Source organism: Aequorivita sp. Q41, assembly GCF_039831855.1.
Classification (GTDB): Bacteria; Bacteroidota; Bacteroidia; order Flavobacteriales; family Flavobacteriaceae; genus Aequorivita.
Genome location: NZ_JBDPMS010000001.1, coordinates 188,070 through 209,484 on the forward strand (window position 1 = coordinate 188,070; position 21,415 = coordinate 209,484).

25 protein-coding genes are annotated in these 21,415 nt (G+C 34.1%); 9 read left to right on the top strand and 16 right to left on the bottom strand.

Features of this window, described 5'->3' with window-relative positions:
- The first annotated feature begins 100 nt into the window (after positions 1–100).
- Positions 101–634: a sigma-70 family RNA polymerase sigma factor gene (locus ABJ955_RS00850; RefSeq protein ID WP_347372712.1), complete on the top strand. Its 534-nt coding sequence runs from the start codon at positions 101–103 to the stop codon at positions 632–634.
- A gap of 4 nt (positions 635–638) precedes the next feature.
- Positions 639–1,436 (top strand): anti-sigma factor, encoded by a 798-nt coding sequence (locus tag ABJ955_RS00855; protein WP_347372713.1) that lies wholly within the window; start codon positions 639–641, stop codon positions 1,434–1,436.
- Between the two features lie 227 nt (positions 1,437–1,663).
- On the opposite strand, the gene ABJ955_RS00860 is transcribed toward ABJ955_RS00855, so the two are convergent.
- The 3 genes from ABJ955_RS00860 to ABJ955_RS00870 all read right to left on the bottom strand — a co-directional run bounded on the left by ABJ955_RS00860 (position 1,664) and on the right by ABJ955_RS00870 (position 4,380).
- Positions 1,664–2,941, bottom strand: a complete 1,278-nt coding sequence (locus ABJ955_RS00860) for a hypothetical protein (protein ID WP_347372714.1) — start codon at positions 2,939–2,941, stop codon at positions 1,664–1,666.
- 98 nt (positions 2,942–3,039) lie between these two features.
- On the bottom strand, positions 3,040–3,666 hold the full coding sequence (locus ABJ955_RS00865) for a DUF4331 family protein (protein ID WP_347372715.1): 627 nt from the start codon (positions 3,664–3,666) through the stop codon (positions 3,040–3,042).
- Positions 3,667–3,693: 27 nt separating this feature from the next.
- Entirely contained in the window at positions 3,694–4,380 is a 687-nt protein-coding gene (locus ABJ955_RS00870; protein WP_347372716.1) for a DUF4331 family protein, read from the bottom strand.
- Between the two features lie 146 nt (positions 4,381–4,526).
- Between ABJ955_RS00870 and ABJ955_RS00875 the strand changes: the two genes are divergently transcribed.
- Entirely contained in the window at positions 4,527–5,750 is a 1,224-nt protein-coding gene (locus ABJ955_RS00875; RefSeq protein ID WP_347372717.1) for an LETM1-related biofilm-associated protein, read from the top strand.
- 2 nt (positions 5,751–5,752) lie between these two features.
- On the opposite strand, the gene ABJ955_RS00880 is transcribed toward ABJ955_RS00875, so the two are convergent.
- The 8 genes from ABJ955_RS00880 to ABJ955_RS00915 all read right to left on the bottom strand — a co-directional run bounded on the left by ABJ955_RS00880 (position 5,753) and on the right by ABJ955_RS00915 (position 12,383).
- Positions 5,753–6,508, bottom strand: coding sequence for a LytTR family DNA-binding domain-containing protein (locus ABJ955_RS00880; protein ID WP_347372718.1), 756 nt, complete (start codon positions 6,506–6,508; stop codon positions 5,753–5,755).
- A 26-nt stretch (positions 6,509–6,534) separates the two neighbouring features.
- Entirely contained in the window at positions 6,535–6,843 is a 309-nt protein-coding gene (locus tag ABJ955_RS00885) for a 2TM domain-containing protein (protein ID WP_347372719.1), read from the bottom strand.
- Positions 6,844–6,878: 35 nt separating this feature from the next.
- A complete protein-coding gene (locus ABJ955_RS00890) occupies positions 6,879–7,175 on the bottom strand; it encodes a 2TM domain-containing protein (protein ID WP_347372720.1) in 297 nt (98 codons plus the stop codon).
- 1 nt (position 7,176) lies between these two features.
- Positions 7,177–7,479 carry a 2TM domain-containing protein gene (locus ABJ955_RS00895; protein WP_347372721.1) on the bottom strand — a complete coding sequence of 101 codons (303 nt, stop codon included), beginning with the start codon at positions 7,477–7,479 and terminating at the stop codon, positions 7,177–7,179.
- A gap of 100 nt (positions 7,480–7,579) precedes the next feature.
- On the bottom strand, positions 7,580–8,908 hold the full coding sequence (locus tag ABJ955_RS00900; protein WP_347372722.1) for a 2TM domain-containing protein: 1,329 nt from the start codon (positions 8,906–8,908) through the stop codon (positions 7,580–7,582).
- A gap of 78 nt (positions 8,909–8,986) precedes the next feature.
- The gene (locus tag ABJ955_RS00905) at positions 8,987–9,649 is read right to left on the bottom strand and encodes a hypothetical protein (protein ID WP_347372723.1); all 663 of its coding nucleotides are present in this window, start codon (positions 9,647–9,649) and stop codon (positions 8,987–8,989) included.
- Between the two features lie 59 nt (positions 9,650–9,708).
- Positions 9,709–10,125 carry a DUF2141 domain-containing protein gene (locus ABJ955_RS00910; protein WP_347372724.1) on the bottom strand — a complete coding sequence of 139 codons (417 nt, stop codon included), beginning with the start codon at positions 10,123–10,125 and terminating at the stop codon, positions 9,709–9,711.
- Positions 10,126–10,229: 104 nt separating this feature from the next.
- Positions 10,230–12,383, bottom strand: a complete 2,154-nt coding sequence (locus tag ABJ955_RS00915) for a TonB-dependent receptor (RefSeq protein WP_347372725.1) — start codon at positions 12,381–12,383, stop codon at positions 10,230–10,232.
- A 167-nt stretch (positions 12,384–12,550) separates the two neighbouring features.
- On the opposite strand from ABJ955_RS00915, the gene ABJ955_RS00920 reads away from it, so the two are divergent.
- On the top strand, positions 12,551–13,147 hold the full coding sequence (locus ABJ955_RS00920) for a DUF1801 domain-containing protein (protein ID WP_347372726.1): 597 nt from the start codon (positions 12,551–12,553) through the stop codon (positions 13,145–13,147).
- A 27-nt stretch (positions 13,148–13,174) separates the two neighbouring features.
- On the opposite strand, the gene ABJ955_RS00925 is transcribed toward ABJ955_RS00920, so the two are convergent.
- On the bottom strand, positions 13,175–14,446 hold the full coding sequence (locus tag ABJ955_RS00925) for an NAD(P)/FAD-dependent oxidoreductase (protein ID WP_347372727.1): 1,272 nt from the start codon (positions 14,444–14,446) through the stop codon (positions 13,175–13,177).
- Positions 14,447–14,561: 115 nt separating this feature from the next.
- Between ABJ955_RS00925 and ABJ955_RS00930 the strand changes: the two genes are divergently transcribed.
- Positions 14,562–15,056, top strand: a complete 495-nt coding sequence (locus tag ABJ955_RS00930; RefSeq protein ID WP_347372728.1) for a sigma-70 family RNA polymerase sigma factor — start codon at positions 14,562–14,564, stop codon at positions 15,054–15,056.
- 90 nt (positions 15,057–15,146) lie between these two features.
- Positions 15,147–15,707: a hypothetical protein gene (locus ABJ955_RS00935; RefSeq protein ID WP_347374343.1), complete on the top strand. Its 561-nt coding sequence runs from the start codon at positions 15,147–15,149 to the stop codon at positions 15,705–15,707.
- A gap of 86 nt (positions 15,708–15,793) precedes the next feature.
- On the opposite strand, the gene ABJ955_RS00940 is transcribed toward ABJ955_RS00935, so the two are convergent.
- Both ABJ955_RS00940 and ABJ955_RS00945 read right to left on the bottom strand, forming a co-directional pair.
- A complete protein-coding gene (locus ABJ955_RS00940) occupies positions 15,794–16,597 on the bottom strand; it encodes a lysophospholipid acyltransferase family protein (protein WP_347372729.1) in 804 nt (267 codons plus the stop codon).
- 168 nt (positions 16,598–16,765) lie between these two features.
- Positions 16,766–17,407 carry a CoA pyrophosphatase gene (locus tag ABJ955_RS00945; RefSeq protein ID WP_347372730.1) on the bottom strand — a complete coding sequence of 214 codons (642 nt, stop codon included), beginning with the start codon at positions 17,405–17,407 and terminating at the stop codon, positions 16,766–16,768.
- Positions 17,408–17,409: 2 nt separating this feature from the next.
- On the opposite strand from ABJ955_RS00945, the gene ABJ955_RS00950 reads away from it, so the two are divergent.
- Positions 17,410–18,138, top strand: a complete 729-nt coding sequence (locus ABJ955_RS00950; RefSeq protein ID WP_347372731.1) for a peptidylprolyl isomerase — start codon at positions 17,410–17,412, stop codon at positions 18,136–18,138.
- A gap of 5 nt (positions 18,139–18,143) precedes the next feature.
- Here the strand turns inward: ABJ955_RS00950 and ABJ955_RS00955 are convergent, their stop codons facing one another.
- Positions 18,144–18,761, bottom strand: coding sequence for a trimeric intracellular cation channel family protein (locus ABJ955_RS00955; protein WP_347372732.1), 618 nt, complete (start codon positions 18,759–18,761; stop codon positions 18,144–18,146).
- Positions 18,758–19,474, bottom strand: a complete 717-nt coding sequence (locus ABJ955_RS00960; RefSeq protein WP_347372733.1) for an RDD family protein — start codon at positions 19,472–19,474, stop codon at positions 18,758–18,760. Before ABJ955_RS00960 ends, ABJ955_RS00955 begins: the two co-directional genes overlap by 4 nt.
- Before the next feature lie 35 nt (positions 19,475–19,509).
- Between ABJ955_RS00960 and ABJ955_RS00965 the strand changes: the two genes are divergently transcribed.
- The gene (locus tag ABJ955_RS00965; RefSeq protein WP_347372734.1) at positions 19,510–20,478 is read left to right on the top strand and encodes a stage II sporulation protein M; all 969 of its coding nucleotides are present in this window, start codon (positions 19,510–19,512) and stop codon (positions 20,476–20,478) included.
- A gap of 67 nt (positions 20,479–20,545) precedes the next feature.
- Positions 20,546–21,415: a hypothetical protein gene (locus ABJ955_RS00970; protein WP_347372735.1), complete on the top strand. Its 870-nt coding sequence runs from the start codon at positions 20,546–20,548 to the stop codon at positions 21,413–21,415.

Below are 21,415 nucleotides of genomic sequence, written 5' to 3' on the forward strand. Positions count from 1 at the left end.
CGAAAAAAAATGATATAAATATTAATTTCCTACAAATCAAACAATCATTTAAAAAAATTTAGCTATTAATATAGTACTTTTACTTTCGAAGAATATACCTATGGAACAACCCAACGACCTCATCGTAGCGATGCAAAACGGGAATGAGAAAGCCTTTTCCCGCTTATATACCATGTATAGTGAAGCTATTTATGGAATAATATACAGCATTGTATTAGATGAAAATGTTGCGGAAGAAGTGCTACAAGATGTATTTATAAAAGTATGGAATAATGCGAGTTCCTATACGGTAAACAAAGGGCGGTTTTTTACATGGTTATTAAACATTGCCAGAAATACAGCTATAGATCAAACCAGATCAAAAGCGTATAAAAACACTAAAAAAAACCTAAGTACCACAAACTTCGTAGATATACTATCGTCCTCGGATAGCTTAAACACAAAAACAAATGCAATTGGTCTCAAAAAATTTGTAGATGCCCTAAAACCTGCATGTATAAAAATAATTGACCTTTTATATTTTAAAGGGTACACACAAGCTGAAGCATCTAAAACTCTTGAAATACCCTTAGGAACTTTAAAAACAAGAAACCGAACCTGTATAAATGAATTACGGGTAATGGTACTAGGATAAAATTATGAATACTGAAGAAATTATAGCGTCAGGAAAACTAGAAATGTACGTCTGTGGAGCATTACCACATGAAGAAGCTATTGAAGTGGAAGCTGCGATTGCCAACAACGAAGCCGTAAGACGAGAAGTTGAGCAAATTGAAAAATCACTTATTCACTTAGCTGAAAATGTGGCGCCTCCCATGCACGCAATGACATGGACACAGATTTTAAACGCAATCAGAAACTATAAGAATATAGGCGATACTAAGGTAAAAACCCTTAATTGGGCAGCCATTACAGGTTGGGCAGCCGCTATATTATTTATGGGTGGTATATTATGGATGTTACAGCAGAATAATGATTTAAATAATTCACTACAAATAACTTCAACAGAAAACACCGTTTTAAAAGAAGATAAAAATGTTATTGAAAATCAATTAGTAGCTAACACTAAAATACTGGATGTATTAAGGTCTAAAGAATACCAAACCTATACACTTCCCGGAAATCAAGCCGTTGCTCCTGAAGCTTTTGCAAAAGTGTATCTAGATAAAAAAAACAACATAGCTTATATAGATGTTAAAGGTTTACCTACGCCACCTCCTGGAAAAGTTTACCAAGTATGGTCGTTAAAAATGGAGCCTCTTACACCAACAAGTGTAGGTTTAATTGCTGCCGAAAATGAAGCCGGCGAAAACGGAATTTATAAATTCGAAAATTTCCCAGACCCTGAAGCTTTTGGAATAACTTTAGAACCTGCCGGAGGAAGTAAAACACCTACCTTATCACAATTATATACCTTAGGAACAATAACCATTTAAAGAAAAGGTGTCTTAAAAGGCTTGAGCGTAAACTCATGTTTTTTAGTTAAACTCATTCATAAAATATTGAAAAAAAGTAACGCCCATCAAAATTATGACAGGCGCTCCAACTAACAAAAAAACTCTAAAAACCGGGGCTCCCGGTTTTAAAATATCTATCAATTATTTGATAGACACCCAACCTCATTAACACTTACGGAAAAAATAGCAGTTTGGTTTTCATTTTGTTATAACATTTCTATTTCTTTTGCTTTTAAAGGTCCCAATTCATAAAATGCTTCTAACAGTTCAGCTTTTAATGAATTTACCTCAGCATTCATACCATTTGCTTTATATATTAAAGCTGAATGAAAAAGCGCATTAGGCTCTGAAGTTTTTCCTGCAACAAACGTTTCAATTGTATTACGTGCAGCTTCTTTATTGCCAGATTTTAATTGAGCATATGCAAGCAATTGATACGTTTCTGGTGTAGCGCGATTTACAAGTTCTTTTTCGGCTAATTCAACTGCTTTTTTGGGATCCTTTTCTGCATAAATTGATATAAGGTAGGTAGTATACATTCCACCATAGGCCACATTGTCTGTAGCTTTTATAAATTTTTCATATTCATTGTTTGCTTTAGAAATATCGCCATCATATTCAGCCATTTCAGCTTTCAATAAATGATAATCAGGCACATTATGATTTACCTGTACGGAATCTAAAATACGATTTGCTTCCTTGGTATTTTTTTCAAGAGAATAAACCATCCATGCAAGTTGTTTTTTTACATAATGGTTGTCTGGTTGAATTGCCAATGTATTCAAATAATTTTTATACGAATCGTGAATACGCCCAGCATGACCATAAAAATCGCCAATATTGCTATAAACCCAAACCATTAAACTTTTGTCTTTTCGTGCTTCAGCAATTGTTTTAGCTTGTTCCATATATTTTATGGCTGCATCAAGATTTCCATTATGGTCGCTCCATTTTGCCAAACGAATTAAATAATTAAAATCTTTTGGAGCCTTTACTTTTCCCAACAGCGTATCTGCAAGCTGATAGTCGCCCAATTCCATCGCCACATCAAAAAGCATCATCTCCGTTTCTTTGTGATTATCTGGATAGGTATAAGCGCTATCCAATAAAACTTTTGCTTCCTTAAAACGGTGTTGTGAAATATAATTATGTGCTAAACTGCGCAAATAGGTATCTTTATTACGTGCTGAAACAGCGTATACCTTTTTAATTAATTGTTCTGAAGTTTTTAATTCTGAAATAGTTCCGCTAATTTCAAACATTCTTGCATGAAGGCTAGACATACGGGTCATTTCCATCAAGTTAGTTGAATCGTTATTGAATCTTTTCTCCCAAAATTCAAACTCAGATAAAAGGGCATCTTTTGAAGGATTGTTAGTGGTAATTAAATATGGGTTATAATCTTTACTATCGGTTATTTTTTCAGTCTTTTCTTGACATCCAATAAAAACAGCAAAAAATAATAAGAGTATTAAATTTTTCATTTTGAAGGTATTTGTGTTGGTCAAATTTTTCGTTTAAATATATTTTAAACAAAAAAAGAGAACGAAACGCTCTCTTTTTTGTATTAAAATTTTACGTATTAAAATGGTCCAGCCATATATGGGAATGACGCAGAGAACGAAGCATCATTGCCTGGCACTCCATCATTTGTTAAATTTGGATTTTCAGAGCCGTCAGGACCCCCAAAAATTAAAAGTAAGGATACATCGATCACATCATCACTTAAGGTTCTACCAGTCAATATTTCGGTTCCGTTAAAGTAAGTAGTTATCCCTGTTTCAGCTAACCATAATACATCGTTAGAAAGTACTGTTGTGAATTGTGCTGCAGTTAAACCTAAAGCATTGGTAGTATATCCAGAATTCAAAGCCAATAATTTTGCTTCAAATTTTTCTTGGAAAGCTACTTGCATTGCAGAAGGCACAGTAACATTAAATGCATCTTTAAATCCTTCTGATCCAAACACGGTATTTATACCAGGACGCCCCATTTGGTCTTCCTGTATGTAAGTTCCGCTAAAATCTAGCACTTCTCCACAAGGTGCACAAGCTGTGCCGCCGCAGTCAATTTCTGTTTCATCACCGTTTAAAATTCCATCGGTACAAGTTGGGTTCGTAATTATATTATCGTCATCATCGGTACATTGCACAAACAATACTGACGTAGTTATTGCAGCAAAAAGGTATATATATTTAAATGTTTTCATCTTTTTAAATTTTTAGTGTTAGCAATTTTATTGTTTTCTTTTAGCCTCTACCCATACATTATAGATAGGTGTACTTGCTGCAAACGGGTTTACACCTACAGTGCCCCCTGGCAGCATAGCCTTTGGAAATTCCACAACAATACTCAATACGTTTGTTCCTGCAAAAGTATCATCCCCAGGATTGTTAAAGCCTGTTGCGGTACCAGAAAGCACTGCGTTGTATTGGTTAAAGTCAAAGAAAAAAGGATCTTCTCTTGGTCCAGCAAAAAATTTCATGCCATTTAGTTCTGTTATTTGAACATCATCTTTTGTTGAAATCTTCACACTAATAGGATCAGTTGTAGCAATAGTGCTTTGTGTCCCTGTCATAGCTGGCGCCGATGGCCCGAAAAAATACATAGAATCACCACGCTTTATTGCCTGAATAACAAAATCTTCTTTAAGGTCATTATTCCTGTCAATATTGAATTCTATCAAAACCGTTTCATCAAATTCGGCTTGGTCTGTAGGTGTACCCGGAGGCAAAAGTCCTTGTACATTTGCTGCTAGCACAAAGTTATTACTGTTCTCGCCTTGAAAGGCGTAAAAGTCTGTAATATCTGCTGTTGTACCTGCAATTGCTGGGGCGTCAATGTGATCCGCAGATATTAAAAATACCGATAGTGCGGCTATGCCCAGTCCACCGATTAGTGCAAAAAGTTTTGAATTTTTCATCTTTTTTGTTAGTTTTTATTAATTATTTTTGTTTGTTCGCTATACTTACGTTTAAATGTAAGTGCATGGTTTTTCTATAAACGTTAATCTTTTGTTAATGCGGCTAAACCAGCGTTTGAACGCCTAAAATAATCATAAATATTTCAATGAACCCCTCTGCAGCCGATTGGATTTTAAAGTTTTTAAATCTTTTTGAAAAGAATGAATTAATTGATTCTTTTCAAACTAATTTAAAATTCTATGAAGCGCTTAAAAACACTGGGTTTATTTATGGTGTTTCCGTTGCTGCCTTACCAAAAAAATCGCTTGGCAACTTAAAACTTACTAAAGAAGAACTCACAAAAATAAATCTTTTTCATTCCTTACTTTTTCAATTTTATCAGCAAAATCCCGAATCCAGCACTACGGAAGCTATAACAGATATTCTTTCTTTTTACAGACATATAGAAAAAGGTAAAACAGGCTTTTTTCAAAAATTTACACTTTCACAAAGTCCTTCAAATACTTTAGAGCATATTCTATCGGCGCGCTTGCAAGAAACAAATTCGTTATTAAAGAAAAATACAATTTCACTGCTTACGCATGCACTTTTATATTTGGATGTTCTTGCTTATAAACAGTGGCAAAAAGAACCAAGCAATGCCAAAAACTATTACAAACAACAAGAAACAATTGTACTTACAGCTTGTTTTTATACATTAAAATCTAAAAAGAAAAAATCTAAATACGATAAGTTACTAATTGAGCTTTTCGAAACCTCATCTGAATATATAGTTGCCAAAACCGATGGTAGTTTTTCTACTTTTTTAGAGAGTTTAAACTATTTAAATATTACTGAAAACTCCTTGGAAAGAAAGTATATCTTAGATTTATGCTGTCTTACCATTTGGGAAGATTTAAAGCTTGATGATACCGAACATCAGTTTTTACAGCAATTAGTATTAACATTAAACTATTCCGAAGCAGATTTAAGCAAGAGTCTCGAAGGGCTTGCTGATTTTTCAAAAAAATATACTGAAAAGATACTCCTTTTTGAATATTCGCATCCCGTAAAGCAGTTTTACAAGCAATCTGCTTCGACTGTAAAATTATTAATTTTAAGAAATAAAGACCGTTTAGCACGCGAGCTGGAAGAAAGTGGCGAGCTGCTGGTGCTTTTAGGGCAATCTACGTTACGAGATTTATCGCCAGAAGAAAAAAACAAAGTTAAAGAGCAACTGTTGGACGTGTGTAAAAGCATTCCGTCGTTGACTATTTTTTTACTTCCTGGCGGGAGTGTTTTGCTTCCTTTATTAGTAAAATTTATTCCAAGATTACTGCCTTCTTCGTTTCAAGATAATAGAATTGAAATTAATAAGGAAAAAAAATAGTGCTATTCTAGCCACAGTTTAAAATCTTTCACCCGTTCACGTGCCACGATTACTTCTTGCTCCTTATAGCTATTCAATTTTAATTGAAGACGTGAGTTGGTATAAGAAATAATATCTTTTATAGCTTCAATATTTATATAGTATTTTCTGCTAATTCTAAAAAACAATTCTGGAGAGAGCTCCTGCTCTAATTGCTCTAAGGTAGTTTCTAACAAATAGTTACGCCCGTCTACAGTGTGTGCATAGGTGCCTTTATTTTCAGAATAAAAACACTCAATTTCATCTACAGAAATCATTTTTATATGCTGTCCAATTTTTGTTGTAAAACGTTTTTTATACGCTCTTTCTACAGGGTTTACTAGCAATTTTTTAATGTCCTCAAAATTAAACTGAACATTTTGAGTTGATGGGTTAAACGATTTATATTTTTCAACCGCGCTATATAATTCGTCCTCATCAATAGGTTTCAATAAATAATCAATACTATTCAATTTAAATGCTTGCAAAGCATATTCATCAAATGCAGTTGTAAATATAATGGCGCTATTAACTTCAACGGTGTCAAAAATTTCGAAAGAAAGTCCATCACTCAATTGAATGTCTAAAAAAATAAGGTCTGGATGTGGGTTATTTTGAAACCAATTTACAGCTTCTTCAACACTGTGGAGCATTTGGCTTACGCTAACATCTTGCTTTTCTAGCATACGTTGTAAATAACGCGCAGATGGTTTTTCGTCTTCAATTATTAATACATTCATTAATTGATGGTTACTGGTAAATTATTTTATGATTGATCTTCTTCTAAAAACTGCTTTAGCTTTTTCTCCTCCCAGTTTTTAAAAATATTATTTTTAAAATTCATAACAAAGAGCACATAGAGTGCGTGTGAAGCCAAACCTATACCCCAAAACATTGCGGTAATGTACATACTCCAGCGTGAAAAATGCAATGCTTTGTCATTAAAAACATTCGCAGAAACAAGAATGATTGCGGTATTGATTAGTAAATAAACCACCAAATGACTATAAAAACTTTTAAGGGTTTCTACTTTTTTCTTTGCTCTTAAATAAGCCAAACTTTTTTTGGTATCCATTTTTAGCGTTCGTTTTGTTCTTTAGTTGTGAATTTTTATAGTTGGTTTTCTTCCCAGTTTTTTATAAACTTCAACTTATATTTAAATGTTCTTGCAGCGTGAAATAACAAACCAATTCCCCAAAAAATAGGAACTATTAAGATGTTCCAATCTATCCATTCTATAAAGTTTTTATCTGTTGATTCGCTTATAAAAAACTCAAGCACCTGTCCTCTAACAATGAAAAGTGCAAAGTTTACTATACCGTAAACCAGTACATGCTTATAAAAACGTTTTAATGCTTCAACCCTTTTTTGAGCGCTCTCAAATTTTATGTTTTTTGAATAATTCATCTTAATTGGAGTTATTGTTGTTTTCTTCTTCTTCCATAAACTGCTTCATCTTTCTTTCTTCCCAATTTTTTCCTATAAAAGGTGTCCATCGAAAAGCTTTTAATGCTTGAAAAAAGATTCCGATTCCCCAACCAAATGCTGCCCATAAAAACCAAGGATGGCGAAGTTCATTTACATAATAATTTAATCCTGCCAAAGCACAAATAAATACTACATAAAAGATAAGGCTGGTGTAAAATTTCTTAATTTCAGCTACACGTTCTTTAGCTTTTAGATACTTATTTTCTTTATTTTCAAATTCCATTTTTCGGTTGTTTTTAAATTATAGGATAAAAATAATACAGCTTAGTTTCTTTTTAAAAATGAAGTCTCCCAATCGTAATTTGAAAGGGATGAACTGTAATTTAATCTTCCTTATCCATTAATTCACGGATTTTACGCTCCTCCCAATCTTTTCCAAAAAAAGGATTGTAATTAAATGTTTCAGCTGCATGGCCCATTACACCAAATCCCCATCCAACAATAGGAAACAATGCCCAAGGAAACCCAGCATTTGAAATGTAATTTAAGTAAATAAAGACAGGTACAAATAGTAAGTATATTGTAAGGTGAACATAAAATGCTTTTAATTTTTCCACCTTGGTTTTCGCTAGCGTATATTTTTTTTCTGAAATAAAAGTTTCTTGTGTATTCATAAACTTTATGTTTTGAGTCAAAACAGGAATCGTTACACTAAACTCCTTTCTGTTTTCTCGAATAAGTACGGGCTGGCTTGTTAATAGTGCATATCTATCACGAATATTCCGTAAACCTACCCCGGTACTTTCTTTTAAAACCTGTTTTGGCTGACTGTTATTGGTTATAATTAAGTTTCCATTTTCTTCAGTAATGGTAATATGAAGTTTTCTTGAAGGAGTAACTTGATTGTGTTTTACAGCATTTTCTAGCAAAAGCTGCAGCGATAAAGGCACTACCTTCGCTTGCGAATCTTTTAAAGTTGCAGGTGGAGTGTAAATAATACTATCCTCAAACCGAACTGTTAAAAGCGACATATACAACTCAGCAAATTTCAATTCTTCCTCCAATGTCACTAATTCTTTGTTTTTCTGCTCCAGCACATAGCGATATACTTTTGAAAGTGACGTAGTAAATCGCGTTGCTGCTTGAGGGTTTTCTTCAATTAAACTAACAAGTACATTCAAGCTATTAAAGAGAAAATGTGGATCGAGCTGATTTTTAAGCGCATCAAATTTAGCTGAAGCAGTACCAGCAATTATTTTTTGCTCTGTTACCTTACTTTCCTGCTTATTTCTATAATAATAAACCGAATAAAAAATAATGGTGACAACTATAGAAATGATAAACGATATATAATAATATTGGATCTTTTCTGAAGCTATAAACGTGGAAAAATCGCTGCCTTCAATAAGTACTTCCGTAAAAACGCGAATAAAAAATAGGCCTATAAGCGTAACTATAATTCCGCCAAAAAGTCCTTTTGTAAGGTTTTTCGCTTTAAAAACTTGGTTTGGAAACTGCTTCAACAAAAACCCAAAGTAATTTGCATTTAGCATATAAAGCACAACAGAATACAGTTGATTATAAAGAAAAAACGTAAGGAGTTCGCTCCCACTCTGAAACTCATAACCGTTAACATACTGAATTAAGCCCAGCACAATAAACACAAGTATTCCTACAAAAAAAGCTTTTCCTAAATCTTTTAAAATACGCATTACCATCGTTTAAATTATTGTTAATTAAGCATCAAGAATTTACTTTAAATAAATTCTTAAACTCATCTCAAAAAGGGACTATTTACAGCTTTCTGCCTGCACCTGTTTCGCTCTTTCTTCCCCATAGGTTGGGTAAAATTCTCCCGCTGGTTTAAAGGTAGCAAAAAGATCTATGGCACGCTGGATATCCTCACAGAAGGGGTCTAATGGCTGTCCAAAATATTTTGCGCCCCCCATATCCCATTCAGCTTTTGCCAAAATAATACGTGGGTTATTTGGAGCTAAGGCATTTGCTTTATTGTGAAGTGCAGCTGCTTTTGCAGAATATTTCATGCCGTATTGCTGCCCATCAAAAACAATCCAAGCGGTGTACCATTGTGCTTGAAGCACTAATAATTCAGGGTTGTCTTTTGAAATTGTTGTGGCATCGTTTATAAAATCCTGCGCCTTATCTAATTGTGCTTTTAATTTTACAGCATCTTTTTCAGAAAAACTATACATAATATTAATTTGAGCTACGTAATATGGTGGCAACCAATTATCAGGTTCAGCAGTGGCGATTCTTTCAAAAACATTTGCTGCCTCCCAAGGTTTGTTTTCTTCCCATAATTTGAAAGCTTTTTGCATTTCTATTTGGTATTTTGTAGGAACAGAATCTGTACTAGTAGCGGAAATTTCGGTTTGTGCTTGTAGCACCAAAGCAGTAAAAAACAAACTAAAATATGTAAGTATATGTTGCATGATTATTGTTTTATTGATTATTATTTTTAAAAATTTATGTTTTAGATCTGTATAAAGAATCACAGTATTTTAATTTCAATTGTTTTAATTTCACCTCCCCTTACTTCAAATTTTGCATCACTCCATTCTGGCGGACCAAATCTTGGCGGTACATTATTTGAATTTCCATAATCTTCTCTTGGGATAAACCCCATAAACATATCAAATTCATTATCATCATCTTCATCATGAAAAACAGAAATGGCATAAACTCCGTCTGGAATTCCGGTAAAAGAAACTTTTGATTGTTTATTAAGTATTGCTGGTGTTGCATATTTATATTCGTTTTCTAGAAAGTCATTTTCTGAATTATAAAGACCAATCATTGCTTTTCCTTTATCATTTGTGAAACCAGAGATGGAAACTTCAATAGTATTCTGTGCCTGAAGAACCATTGTAGCTGAAAAAATTAGTACTAAAGTGAGTATTGTTTTCATTTTATATAGTATTAAGTTTTATAATTATTCAAATTTCACCAAAGTTAGGCATACTTATAAAAGCAATGAACCCAACTGTTGCATTTAGCAACTGAATTGTAATTTTATAAATTATGCAATTGATTGTCTTTTCCGTCGTCGCTAATGGTCCAAAAGAATCCTACAAAAAAGAATTGATCAGCAGCTGGCTGAAGCGCTCGTCTCGCAAAATTTCCATTTACATCGGGTGTGTTTGCATATTGGTACCCATTAATATTATTAAAAGCGAAAGCGTTGTTTATTGAAAAATAAAGGATTTTCTGTTGTGAAAGCAAATACGCCCAGTTTAAACTTACATTATTATATCCTCTTGTTTTTTTCTGAAGAAATCCTGGTTCGTTTGCGTCGGTATAGGTTCTGCCGCTACCATATTGATAGCTAAAACCTACTTGACTTTTCCAATCGTCTATCCAATACTTCGCTACAGCTGAAAAATTATGTGTACTTGCAAAGCTAGGCGTGGCTTCCGTTGGATAGTTTTTATATTTTCGTTCGGTATCCAAATAGGAATAGCTCAGCCAATAATCTACATTTTTAATGCTTTTATTATCCCGCCAAAATAAATCAAGACCTTGGGCGTATCCATTTCCGTCATTCGAAAAAATAGAGGCTTCATTAGGTAACGCTTCCGAATATGTTACAAGATTATTATACTGCTTGCTATAAACTTCAGCTCGAAAAATTCGGTTGTTTGCAGCATATTGATAGTTCATAATGTAATGTTGGGTGTTTTGTGCTTTTAAGCTATTGGTGAACTTCAACACTTCCCTATTAGGTTGTTGGTAAAAATCTCCATATGCCAATGAAAGCTGGCTATTTTTTCCTGTTTTATATGCAAATGAAGCGCGTGGAGAAATTGTAAATTCGCTAAATAATTCGCTGTACTCTCCTCGAACACCAAGTTTTAAAGCTAGTTTTCTTGAGAAAATAATATCTGCTTCCGCAAAAGTTGCAGAAATAGCATTATTGAAACCTAATTCTGCTTGAAAGCTAGGCTCGTTATAGTTTTCGTTGAAATCAGTTAAAAACTGTTCTGCTCCAAAATTTAATTTAAAGTAATTACTAAAGCGTTTTTTTAATTTGAATTTAAGGTGGGCTGAATTTTCAACATCTTTAATTGTTGCTTCATCAATTCCAATTTTTGTTCGGCCGTACGTATAACTTCCTCCTACAAAAATTGTCCAATCTTTTTCAAGCATTTCACTAAAGCTGGCGTTTGTATAAAAGTTTTGGTTTTTAAGACTAAAAGTTACGCCTTCCGCTTGGTTGATGTCTTCTTGAGTTAATGAAAAGTTGGAAGTATCAAAAGCACCGTATACTTTTAGTAATCCATCGCCTATTTTTTGACGAAACACCGCTTCGCCTGAAGCTGTTTCAAAAGGCGTATGCCACTCATTTCTATCCGGAAAAATAGCATTGTAAGGAGCTAAGTTTATATAGGAAGTGTTTAAACTCAAAGAACTTTTCTCCCATTTTTTAGTATGCCCTAAACTCCCCCCTACGCTCATAATACCGATATCCGTTTTTTCTTGATCAGGCTCATTAATTGTATTTAAAAGCAAAACAGAAGATAGCGCCTGTCCGTATTCTGCTGAATACCCCCCCGTAGAAAATGTAATTCCATCAAACAAAAAAGGACTGTAGCGACCGCGTGTAGGAATGTTGTTTGTTGAGGGTGTATAAGGCGTAAAAACACGAATACCGTCAATAAAAATTTGGGTTTCATCAGCATCGCCTCCGCGAACAAAAAGGCGGCCGTCTTCAGCAACGGTTGTTGTACCTGGCAGCGTTTGTAATGCCCCCACAAAATCGCCCAAAGCGCTTGCCGTTGTTACAATATCTAAAGGTTTTAAAACTGAAATTTTACTATTATCGCCTGCAGAAAATGAGCCCGCAGCAATAGTTACTGTTTCTAACGAATTTACGTCTTCACGAAGTACAATTGTTAGCTTCTTCATTTCGGAAACTTCTTTGATAATTAACCTTGTTTCAAAAGAAACGTATGAAATGGTTAAGGTTTGTGTACCCGTTTCTGAGGTTTCAAATGTAAAAGTTCCGTTGTCAGTGGTTGAAGTTCCGTCGTAAGTGCCATCTAAATATACATTAGCACCAATAATCGGAATGCCTTTATTGTCTGTAACCGTTCCTGAAACTGTGTTTTGACCAAAAAAGAAAAAGGGTGAAAAAAGTGTGAAAAAAGTAATTGTAAAAATTTTCATTGATAGGTTGATTTTTAATTTCAATTCAAAGGTGCTCCGCTATGGTCTTTTTTCAGAAAAATAAAAACTGAATTGTCAGTATTTGCTTCTCAACTGTAAAAAATTAAGCAAAACCTCGTTTTCAAAAAAATCTGAAAAATTGTATCTTCGATAGTAAACAACCTACTATGACCGATTCTGAAAAAATAGATGCTTTTATAACAAAGCAAACAAAGTGGAAAGAAAAGCTGCAGTTGCTTCGCGAAGTTTTTCAAAAAACGGAATTAAAAGAAGAAGTAAAATGGGGAAAACCAACATACACCCTAAATGGAAAAATGGTTGCTGCTATGTCCGATTTTAAAAATCATATTGCCATTTGGTTTCATCAAGGCGTTTTTTTAAAGGACAAGAGTAATAAACTTATCAATGCACAAGAAGGGGTTACAAAAGCACTACGGCAGTGGCGATTTGAAGAAAGTGATGCCATAGATTCTAAACTTGTATTGGAGTATGTAGAAGAAGCAATAGCAAATTCGATAGCTGGAAAAGAATTAAAAAAAATGGTGAAAAAAGATATTTCCATTCCTGAAATTTTTAATAAAGCACTTTCAAAAGACCAAAACTTAAAGGAGCAATTTTATAAACTTACTCCAGGTAAGCAGCGTGAATATGCAGAACATATTGGAAATGCCAAACGTGAAATTACACAACAAAATCGCCTTGAAAAATGCACAGAAATGATTAAAAAAGGAATTGGACTTTATGATAAATATAAAAACTGTTAAGCTAAATATTGCTTTAAAATGCAGTCATTATTTTTTAAACGGTCGGATAATTAATCGTGCGGCTCGGTCATAATTTATATAGCTGTACGTCCAATTAAAAAAGGTAATCACTCTATTTCTAAAACCTACCAAAAACCAAAGGTGTACAAACATCCATAGAAACCAGGCAATAGCACCTCCAAAATGCATATTACCAATATCGACCACAGCTTTATTTCTTCCTACAGTGGCCATGGTTCCTTTATCAAAATATTTAAAGGCTTCCATTTTAGAACCTTTCAACATTTTAGCAAAATTTTTCCCTAGGTTTTTCCCTTGCTGAATTGCGGGTTGCGCCACTTGTGGATGTCCTTTAGGGTATTTTTCTGATTGCATTAAAGCAATATCGCCTAAGGCATAAATATTTTTAAACCCTTTTACTTTGTTGTATTCATCAACACGATATCGATTTGCACGTTCTATTAAAGCTTCGCCATTAATACCTTCAATTGGGGCGCCCGTTACTCCTGCTGCCCAAATAAAAGTAGCGGTTTCAAACTTTTTACCATCGTTGGTTGTTACCGTTTTCCCGTCATAATCGCTTATAAATGTTTTAAGGTGAACTTGCACGCCTAGGTTTTCAAGAAAACTTTGTGCCTTTTTAGAAACCTTTTCGCTCATTGGCGGTAATACTCTATCTAACCCTTCAATTAAATGAACGTTCATTTCAGTTTCATTAAGCGCTGGATAATCGTTTTCAAGAATTCCTTTTCTAAATTCCGCCAAAGCACCAGCAAGTTCCACACCCGTTGGACCTGCCCCAGCGATTACAAAATTTAAAAGCCTTTTACGTTCCGTTTCATTTGTTGTAATATCAGCTTTTTCGATATTTTGCAAAATCAAACTACGAATATTTAAAGCCTGAGGCACCGTTTTCATTGGCATGCTATTTTCTGCTATACTTTTGTTTCCAAAAAAGTTTGTCCGCGTACCAGTTGCAATAACCAAATAATCGTATGCTACCCCTCCAATCGATGTTGTAATGGTATTACTATCCGTATTGATATGCTCCACTTCCGCCATCCTAAAGTGAAAATCTTTGTTTTTTCTGAAAATTTTCCGAAGGGGATATGCTATGGAATCTGGCTCCAGTCCTGCTGTAGAAACTTGGTATAACAAAGGTTGAAAGGTGTGGTAATTATGCCTGTCAAAAAGCACTATTTGCGCTTTTTCCTTCTGAAGTTGTTTTATAAAGGAAATACCGGCAAATCCACCGCCGACAACAACTATTCGTGGGACACCAGTTTTAGGGATATTCATCTTTTAAAATTTATATAACAAAATTAGTCTTTGTAAAGGAAGTACACTTATTTTTTAGGATTTTTGTAACAAAGGGTTTGAATAGAACACTAATAAAAAAGCCAACAAAAAACCATTGAATAAAGAACTGGAACATAGTTTTGTAACCCAATTAGAGGAAAATCAAAACATTGTACATAAAATCTGTAGGTTATATACCAACGACAGTGACGCTCACAACGATCTGTTTCAGGAAATAACCATTCAGCTTTGGCGTGCATTTCCAAAATTTAGGGGAGATTCTAAGTTTAGCACTTGGATGTATCGCGTGGCTTTAAACACAGCCATTACACTTTATAGAAAGTCGAAGCGAAGTATAAAAACTCAAGATTTTGAAGGGGTAAGTTTTAAAATTTCTTCAGAAGATTATGACGATACGGTAGAGCAGCAACTAAAACTGATGTACAGTGCCGTAAAAGATTTAAACGATATAGACAAAGCCTTAGTTTTTCTTTATTTGGAAGATAAAAATTACAGGGAGATTTCTGAAACACTAGGTATTTCTGAAGTAAATGCAAGAGTAAAAATGAACAGGATAAAGGAAAAATTACGAACAATTTTAAATCCGTAACTCACTATGGATGAATTAGATTTATTAAAAAAGCAATGGCAAAGCCGGGAACAAGATCTCCCGAAACTTTCCTATGACGACATCTATAAAATGCTATTGAAAAAATCCTCTTCTATAGTAAAATGGATATTTTATATTAGCATAGCAGAGATACTATTCTGGACTATCCTTTCTTTTTTAGTGCCAGAATCTAGTACTAAATTTAGCGATGATATAGGTCTCCACGATATATTGATAGGTGTTAATATTATAAACTACACTGTTTTTGGTATTTTTATCATACTTTTTTACATAAACTATAGAAAAATATCCCTTACTGATTCTATAAAAGAATTAATGGCAAACATTATACGTACACGTAAAACAGTAAAATACTTTGTGATTTACAATATTACGACCTCTTTTTTAATAATCATTGGCATTAATTTGTATTACTTTTTAAACCAAGATATCGTATTTAAGTATATGTCTGAAGACTATGGGATAGCAAACATATCTCAAGATCAGTTTATGAGGTTGTTCTTTGTAATTCAAATCCTTTTTGGACTTGTTATGATAGCATTCATACTACTATTTTACAGACTTGTTTACGGAATCTTATTACGAAGACTTCATAAAAACTATAAAGAATTGGAGAAAATTGAAGGATAAAATAAGTAGTGAGTATAATACTATTTAATATTGAATATATATTAAAAGAAGCTATTTATGAGAAATACATGCAGAATACGGAATAATTAGTAGTGCCATTGTCGTTGTTTATTTAATTCTTCCTCACTTTGAATTTCTGTAGCTGGAATAACTTTTAAGAAAGATGGATGTTGCTCAATAGCATATTCCAACTTTTCTACAATTTGATCCATGGTGTCATTTTCGTAATCAATTTCTAAAGGAGGCTTAATTTCCATTGTTTGAAGAATCCCGCGTTTTTTAATTCGGATTCCTTTTTTATCGAAAGACCTTCTAAAGCCATCAATAACGATTGGCACTACCAAGGGTTTATTCATTTTTATAATATGCGCCGTTCCCCGTCTAATTGGCTTCCAAGGTTTTGTAGTTCCCTGCGGAAAAGTGATAACCCAACCATCATTCAACGCATTGGTAATATTGCTAACATCGCTCATTTTCACTTGTTTGTTAACTTCTTTCCCTTTTTCACGCCACGTACGTTCTATACTTACAGAACCTGCATAAGCTAGAATTTTAGGCAATAGCCCAGACTTCATTGTTTCTTTTGCAGCAACAAAATAAATATTAAGCTTTGGACGCCATAGATAGCCTACGTTTTTTATACTATCATCCCTCCCACTCAAACTAGCATTAAATACATGGAGCATAGCAGCAACATCTGCAAAATAGGTTTGGTGGTTGCTAACAAATAGCACATTTTTTTCAGGCAAGGTTTTCAAAATATCACTACCATGAATTTGTAGTTCGTTAAACCCCTTAAAACGTCTATGCGTTAAAACTCCAGCAATTCGAATTAACCAAAGCTTTAAAAAAAGTATATGTCCAAATGGATTTTTTTTGAAGAGATTCATTTATTAATGTTCAATTATCAATTGTAGTAAAGCCTTCATAATTATTCCAAATTTCCTATTTTGACTTTTAATTTTTCAGAAATTGGATTTTATTTTTTTTGAAATTTATGTGTTATTTAAAACCTACTGTCTAAATTTCTTACTAAGCAAATATAGTAAAATATGGTTTCAAAGTACTATTTTCAGTAATTCCCGCACTTCATTGAGCATCATCGCAGTAGCGCCCCAAACGATATGACCGTTCAAATTAAAAGCAGGTACTTCTATATTTGTAGCGTAGGAAGTAGTAAGTGTCTGTGTGGTAATATTAGCAGCATCCATAAAATCATCCAAATCAACTTCTATCAATGCTTCCACCTCTGCTTCTTGTGGTATAAATTGGGGGTTCGTTGTCGTAATTCCCAAAAAAGGGTGCACGAAAAAATTACTTGGTGGAATGTATATTTCTGTTAGTTTTTTTAAAACCGAAATAGTTTCTCTAGCCACACCTACCTCCTCTTCGGTTTCTCGTAAGGCAGCATCCTGAATGGAATCGTCATCATCTTCTAACTTCCCGCCAGGAAAACCAACTTGTGCAGAATGAACTCCTTTATAGGTTTTACGAAGAATTAAAATGAGCTGTGTTTTAGATGCTTCCGAAGGATAAAAAAGTACCATAACACCTGCTTGTTTTGCCGTGTTTTTTTCTCTGGCTTTGTTTTTAAGTTCCTGTAAACGCTCAATTGGCGCCATTTTATGCTGAATAGACTCCCCAGGAAGTTCCATTTTTGTTACTTTTACAATTCGTTTTTCAAAATCGTGAAAATTCATTTATGGGAAAATTGTTTATTTATTGCTTCGGAATTATTTTTCTCTTTGGAAGCTGTGAAGATAAGAAAAAGGAGAGCGAAACAGAAGGTAACACTTCAACAATACAAAGCAGCCAAAAAATTAAAAGTGATACTTTAACTCCAGCTACAAATCAAAAAAAAGATTCAACAAAATACCCAAAGCTTACAAACGAGAATTTAGTTTCTTTTTTAACCGAATACGGCAAAAATAACCCTGAAACAAAGGTTTTAATAACAACGCGTTTTGGTGCGATTGAAATAGAACTATACAAAGACACGCCACTGCATCGTGCAAATTTTATTTATTTAGTGAAGCAAGCATATTTTGAAGAAACTTTTTTTCATCGTGTGGTTCCAAACTTTATAATCCAAGCTGGCACAAGCGATTTGGTTTCAACTCCTAGAAAACGCGCCGCCCTCGGAAATGATTACTTACTTCCTGCCGAAATTATTCCAGGACGCGTTCATAAATATGGCAGCGTTTCGGGGGCAAAGGAATATCGAGAAAATCCCGATAATAGAACAGCTCCGTATGAATTTTTTATTTTCGTAGGCCCAAAAACGGCTACAACTCATTTAAACGGAAAATATACCATTTTCGGGAAAGTAACCAAAGGCATGGATGTGGTTGAAGAAATTTCGAAAGTAAAGGCAGACGCTGGCGATTGGCCTTTGAGTAATATTTATATTTCTGCCAAAGTAATTGAATAAACCGATTACTCCATTTCTTGCTTTGTATAAATATTAGGCAACGAAAGCCTAAATGAAACTGCCAACAAACGAACTATAATTACTATAGCCCCAGAAATTATTACAATAAAGTCTTCTTTTAAAGGCGTATTATGAAGTAGAAAATAAGCCGTAGCGCCTAAAATACAAGCTGTGGCATAAATCTCTTTCCTAAAAATAATTGGAATTTCATTACATAAAATATCGCGAAGCACCCCTCCAAAACAAGCAGTCATCGTTCCTAAAGCTACACAAATAACAGGTGGGAACCCCGAAGCTATTCCTTTTTCTACCCCCACAATAGTATAAAGCGCAATCCCAATAGTATCGAACAAAAAAAGTGATTTACGTATATACCCCAAACGTTTTCTAAAAACTACCGCAAAAATTGCCGACCCAACTATTACATACACATAGGTTAAGTTTCGCATCCAAGCTACAGGCACATCAATGAGGATATCACGCAAGGTTCCGCCACCAACAGCGGTTACAAAAGCAATTATTAAAATCCCAAACGGATCCAAACGTTTGTTAAGTGCTGTAAGTACTCCTGAAATTGCAAATGCAACGGTTCCTAAAATATCTATTAATAGAATTAACTTCACATGTTCTGGGTATAAAAATTATAATCTTTAATTACTTTATCGATAAATTTAATCGGAGTTTCTTCCAACTTCACTTCCATAACGTTCGAAACTCGATTGGCTAGTTTCAAAATAACATTATGGTTTCCATTGTAGCGAGCTTCCATAAATACATTTTTTATGGTTTGCATTTCTGAATCCGTAAAAACGGTAACCTGCGGATAGCGAGCCTCATAACCTTCAGGAATATCCATCAAAATGGTTTGCGAAAAACTTACGTTCTGTTTTTCAGTAATCACCGTGGTTGAAGCTGCCAAATCGCCTATACGCTGCCCTTTTCCATTTAATAAAATAGTAACTAGCGCCAAAGCACCGCTAGTGCCCGTAACATCTATAATTCGCAATAACCAGCGAAGCATAAAGTTTGAAAAAGCAGCTTTTGAGCCATCCGTTTTAACAACTCTCAATTTCATAACTGCTTTTCCTGGGCTTCTTCCCTGCCACAATGTTTCCCAAAGTAAATGATATAAAAAAATTGGCAAGCCAACTGTCATTCCAACAATCATATTAAAATCGTTAGACAGATTAATGTTTGTAAAAACTAGAATAATAAGGAAAACATAAACTCCCATTATCAATACATCAATAAGAAATGCAAGTATACGTTCGCCCACCCCCGCCACATTCTGAAGAATGTTCACATTTTGGGCGGTTTCTATTTGAAAATTATCCATTAAATATGTTTCTTTGAGCAAAAGTACTGCACATTATGCGTGAAGCCGCTTTTGCGAAGCAAAATAAAGATAAATGGTTGCAATTTGAAAATGTTCTTCGGAATAATATTCAAATGAATCCCGATGACCTCAGCTCGCTTTATATTGAAGTAACGGATCACCTAAGCTACGCCCGTACTTTTTACCCCAACAGCAACACGCTGAAATACTTAAACGGCCTATCTGTTTTAGCGCATCAAAAAATTTATAAAAGTAAACGCGAATCTCGAACACGTTTTATAACTTTTTATACAAAGGAATTCCCTTTATTTTTTGCGCAATACCACAAACAATTGCTAATTGCATTTATCGTATTTCTATTATTCTCAGTGGTTGGCGCTTATTCTGCAGCTACCGATGGAAACTTTGTTCGCTTAATTTTAGGCGATGCGTATGTAAACATGACCTTGGCAAATATTGACAAAGGCGACCCAATGGCGGTTTATAAAGAAATGGGAGCATTAAACATGTTTCTGGGCATTACAATAAACAATATTACGGTTGCACTTTATGCCTTTGTTTATGGCCTTTTTTTGAGTCTTGGCACACTTTACATTATCATGCGAAATGCAATTATGCTTGGCTCTTTTCAATATTTCTTTTATGAAAAAGGATTGCTTTGGGAATCTGCCCGAACCATTTGGATTCACGGTACTATTGAAATTTCTGTAATTATCATCGCGGCCTGTGCAGGGCTCGTTTTAGGAAATAGTATATTGTTTCCAGGTACCTATACGCGGCTGCAATCATTTGTGCGAGGCGCAAAAGATGGCCTTAAAATAATGCTGAGTACCGTTCCATTTTTTATAATCGCAGGTTTTCTTGAAGGTTTTGTAACCCGCCATACCGAAATGCCCGATTGGCTAGCAATACTAATTATAGGAAGCACGCTCTTTTTTATTATTTATTATTATGTGTTATTGCCTTTGAAATTGAAAAGAGAATTGAAAAAATTAGAAATTTAAAAACCCGATAGAAACACTATCCTCCATAGTATTACTAGAACCCATAAAATCAAAATATTAGCAAACAATGAACGAAACAATAAATTTTAAAAAACAACGCGAGCTTGGAAGCATACTAACAGATATTTTTAAGTTTATTCGTTTAAACTGGAAGCCCCTTTTTGGGATGATTTTTAAAGTTGCCGGTCCAGCCTTATTAATTATGATTTGCGCGTATGTGTACTATATGCAATCCATTATGGGTGGTTTGGGGCTTATGGAAAGCTTAGGCTCTGTAAGTATTTTTACAGCAAATGTTACCATTGCGATTTTTATTTTATTTATATCTGGAATTATTTTTTATGCACTTTTAAATGGCGTAGTACTGCATTTTATAAAATCGTATATCGCTAATTATGGTGTTGTTGTAAAAGAAGAAGTTAGTACAGGTGTCAAAAACGATTTTTGGAAATTAATCGGAACTAGTCTCCTAGTAGGTATTATTGTTGCTGTTGGCACCCTGTTTTGTGTTATTCCTGGTATCTATTTTGGTGTTGTCCTTTCCACAGCCTATACAATTGTGGTCTTTAATGAAAAAGGAGTCACTGATGCAATTAGTGATTGCTTCAACCTAATTAAAAACGAATGGTGGATTACCTTTGCTACTTTTTTGGTCGTTTTTCTTCTTTATTACTTTATAATGATCATTTTTCAAATACCTCAATACATCTATTTCTTTATAAAAGCAATATCAATGGGGGAAGAAATTTCAGCAGATCCGAGCCATATATTCGATTGGGTATATGTTAGTTTAACATCCATCGGGATGATTTTTCAATACTTGTTATATTCTATGATTGTTATTGCTAGCGCCTTTGTTTTTTTTAATTTAAACGAAAAGAAAAACTTTACAGGTACAATGGAAACCATAGAATCCATTGGGAAAAAGGAAAAATAA

Bases quoted from the DNA above. Each gene is read 5' to 3' on its own strand.
- ABJ955_RS00855 (WP_347372713.1), top strand. From the start codon at position 639: ATGAATACTGAAGAAATTATAGCGTCAGGAAAACTAGAAATGTACGTC.
- ABJ955_RS00920 (WP_347372726.1), top strand. From the start codon at position 12,551: ATGACCGATTCTGAAAAAATAGATGCTTTTATAACAAAGCAAACAAAG.
- ABJ955_RS00850 (WP_347372712.1), top strand. From the start codon at position 101: ATGGAACAACCCAACGACCTCATCGTAGCGATGCAAAACGGGAATGAG.
- ABJ955_RS00965 (WP_347372734.1), top strand. From the start codon at position 19,510: ATGCGTGAAGCCGCTTTTGCGAAGCAAAATAAAGATAAATGGTTGCAA.
- ABJ955_RS00860 (WP_347372714.1), bottom strand. From the start codon at position 2,941: ATGAAAAATTTAATACTCTTATTATTTTTTGCTGTTTTTATTGGATGT.
- ABJ955_RS00970 (WP_347372735.1), top strand. From the start codon at position 20,546: ATGAACGAAACAATAAATTTTAAAAAACAACGCGAGCTTGGAAGCATA.
- ABJ955_RS00950 (WP_347372731.1), top strand. From the start codon at position 17,410: ATGGGAAAATTGTTTATTTATTGCTTCGGAATTATTTTTCTCTTTGGA.
- ABJ955_RS00945 (WP_347372730.1), bottom strand. From the start codon at position 17,407: ATGAATTTTCACGATTTTGAAAAACGAATTGTAAAAGTAACAAAAATG.
- ABJ955_RS00880 (WP_347372718.1), bottom strand. From the start codon at position 6,508: ATGAATGTATTAATAATTGAAGACGAAAAACCATCTGCGCGTTATTTA.
- ABJ955_RS00935 (WP_347374343.1), top strand. From the start codon at position 15,147: ATGCTATTGAAAAAATCCTCTTCTATAGTAAAATGGATATTTTATATT.
- ABJ955_RS00890 (WP_347372720.1), bottom strand. From the start codon at position 7,175: ATGAATTATTCAAAAAACATAAAATTTGAGAGCGCTCAAAAAAGGGTT.
- ABJ955_RS00870 (WP_347372716.1), bottom strand. From the start codon at position 4,380: ATGAAAAATTCAAAACTTTTTGCACTAATCGGTGGACTGGGCATAGCC.
- ABJ955_RS00895 (WP_347372721.1), bottom strand. From the start codon at position 7,479: ATGGAATTTGAAAATAAAGAAAATAAGTATCTAAAAGCTAAAGAACGT.
- ABJ955_RS00900 (WP_347372722.1), bottom strand. From the start codon at position 8,908: ATGCGTATTTTAAAAGATTTAGGAAAAGCTTTTTTTGTAGGAATACTT.
- ABJ955_RS00940 (WP_347372729.1), bottom strand. From the start codon at position 16,597: ATGAATCTCTTCAAAAAAAATCCATTTGGACATATACTTTTTTTAAAG.
- ABJ955_RS00910 (WP_347372724.1), bottom strand. From the start codon at position 10,125: ATGAAAACAATACTCACTTTAGTACTAATTTTTTCAGCTACAATGGTT.
- ABJ955_RS00885 (WP_347372719.1), bottom strand. From the start codon at position 6,843: ATGGATACCAAAAAAAGTTTGGCTTATTTAAGAGCAAAGAAAAAAGTA.
- ABJ955_RS00875 (WP_347372717.1), top strand. From the start codon at position 4,527: ATGAACCCCTCTGCAGCCGATTGGATTTTAAAGTTTTTAAATCTTTTT.
- ABJ955_RS00905 (WP_347372723.1), bottom strand. From the start codon at position 9,649: ATGCAACATATACTTACATATTTTAGTTTGTTTTTTACTGCTTTGGTG.
- ABJ955_RS00865 (WP_347372715.1), bottom strand. From the start codon at position 3,666: ATGAAAACATTTAAATATATATACCTTTTTGCTGCAATAACTACGTCA.
- ABJ955_RS00925 (WP_347372727.1), bottom strand. From the start codon at position 14,446: ATGAATATCCCTAAAACTGGTGTCCCACGAATAGTTGTTGTCGGCGGT.
- ABJ955_RS00960 (WP_347372733.1), bottom strand. From the start codon at position 19,474: ATGGATAATTTTCAAATAGAAACCGCCCAAAATGTGAACATTCTTCAG.
- ABJ955_RS00915 (WP_347372725.1), bottom strand. From the start codon at position 12,383: ATGAAAATTTTTACAATTACTTTTTTCACACTTTTTTCACCCTTTTTC.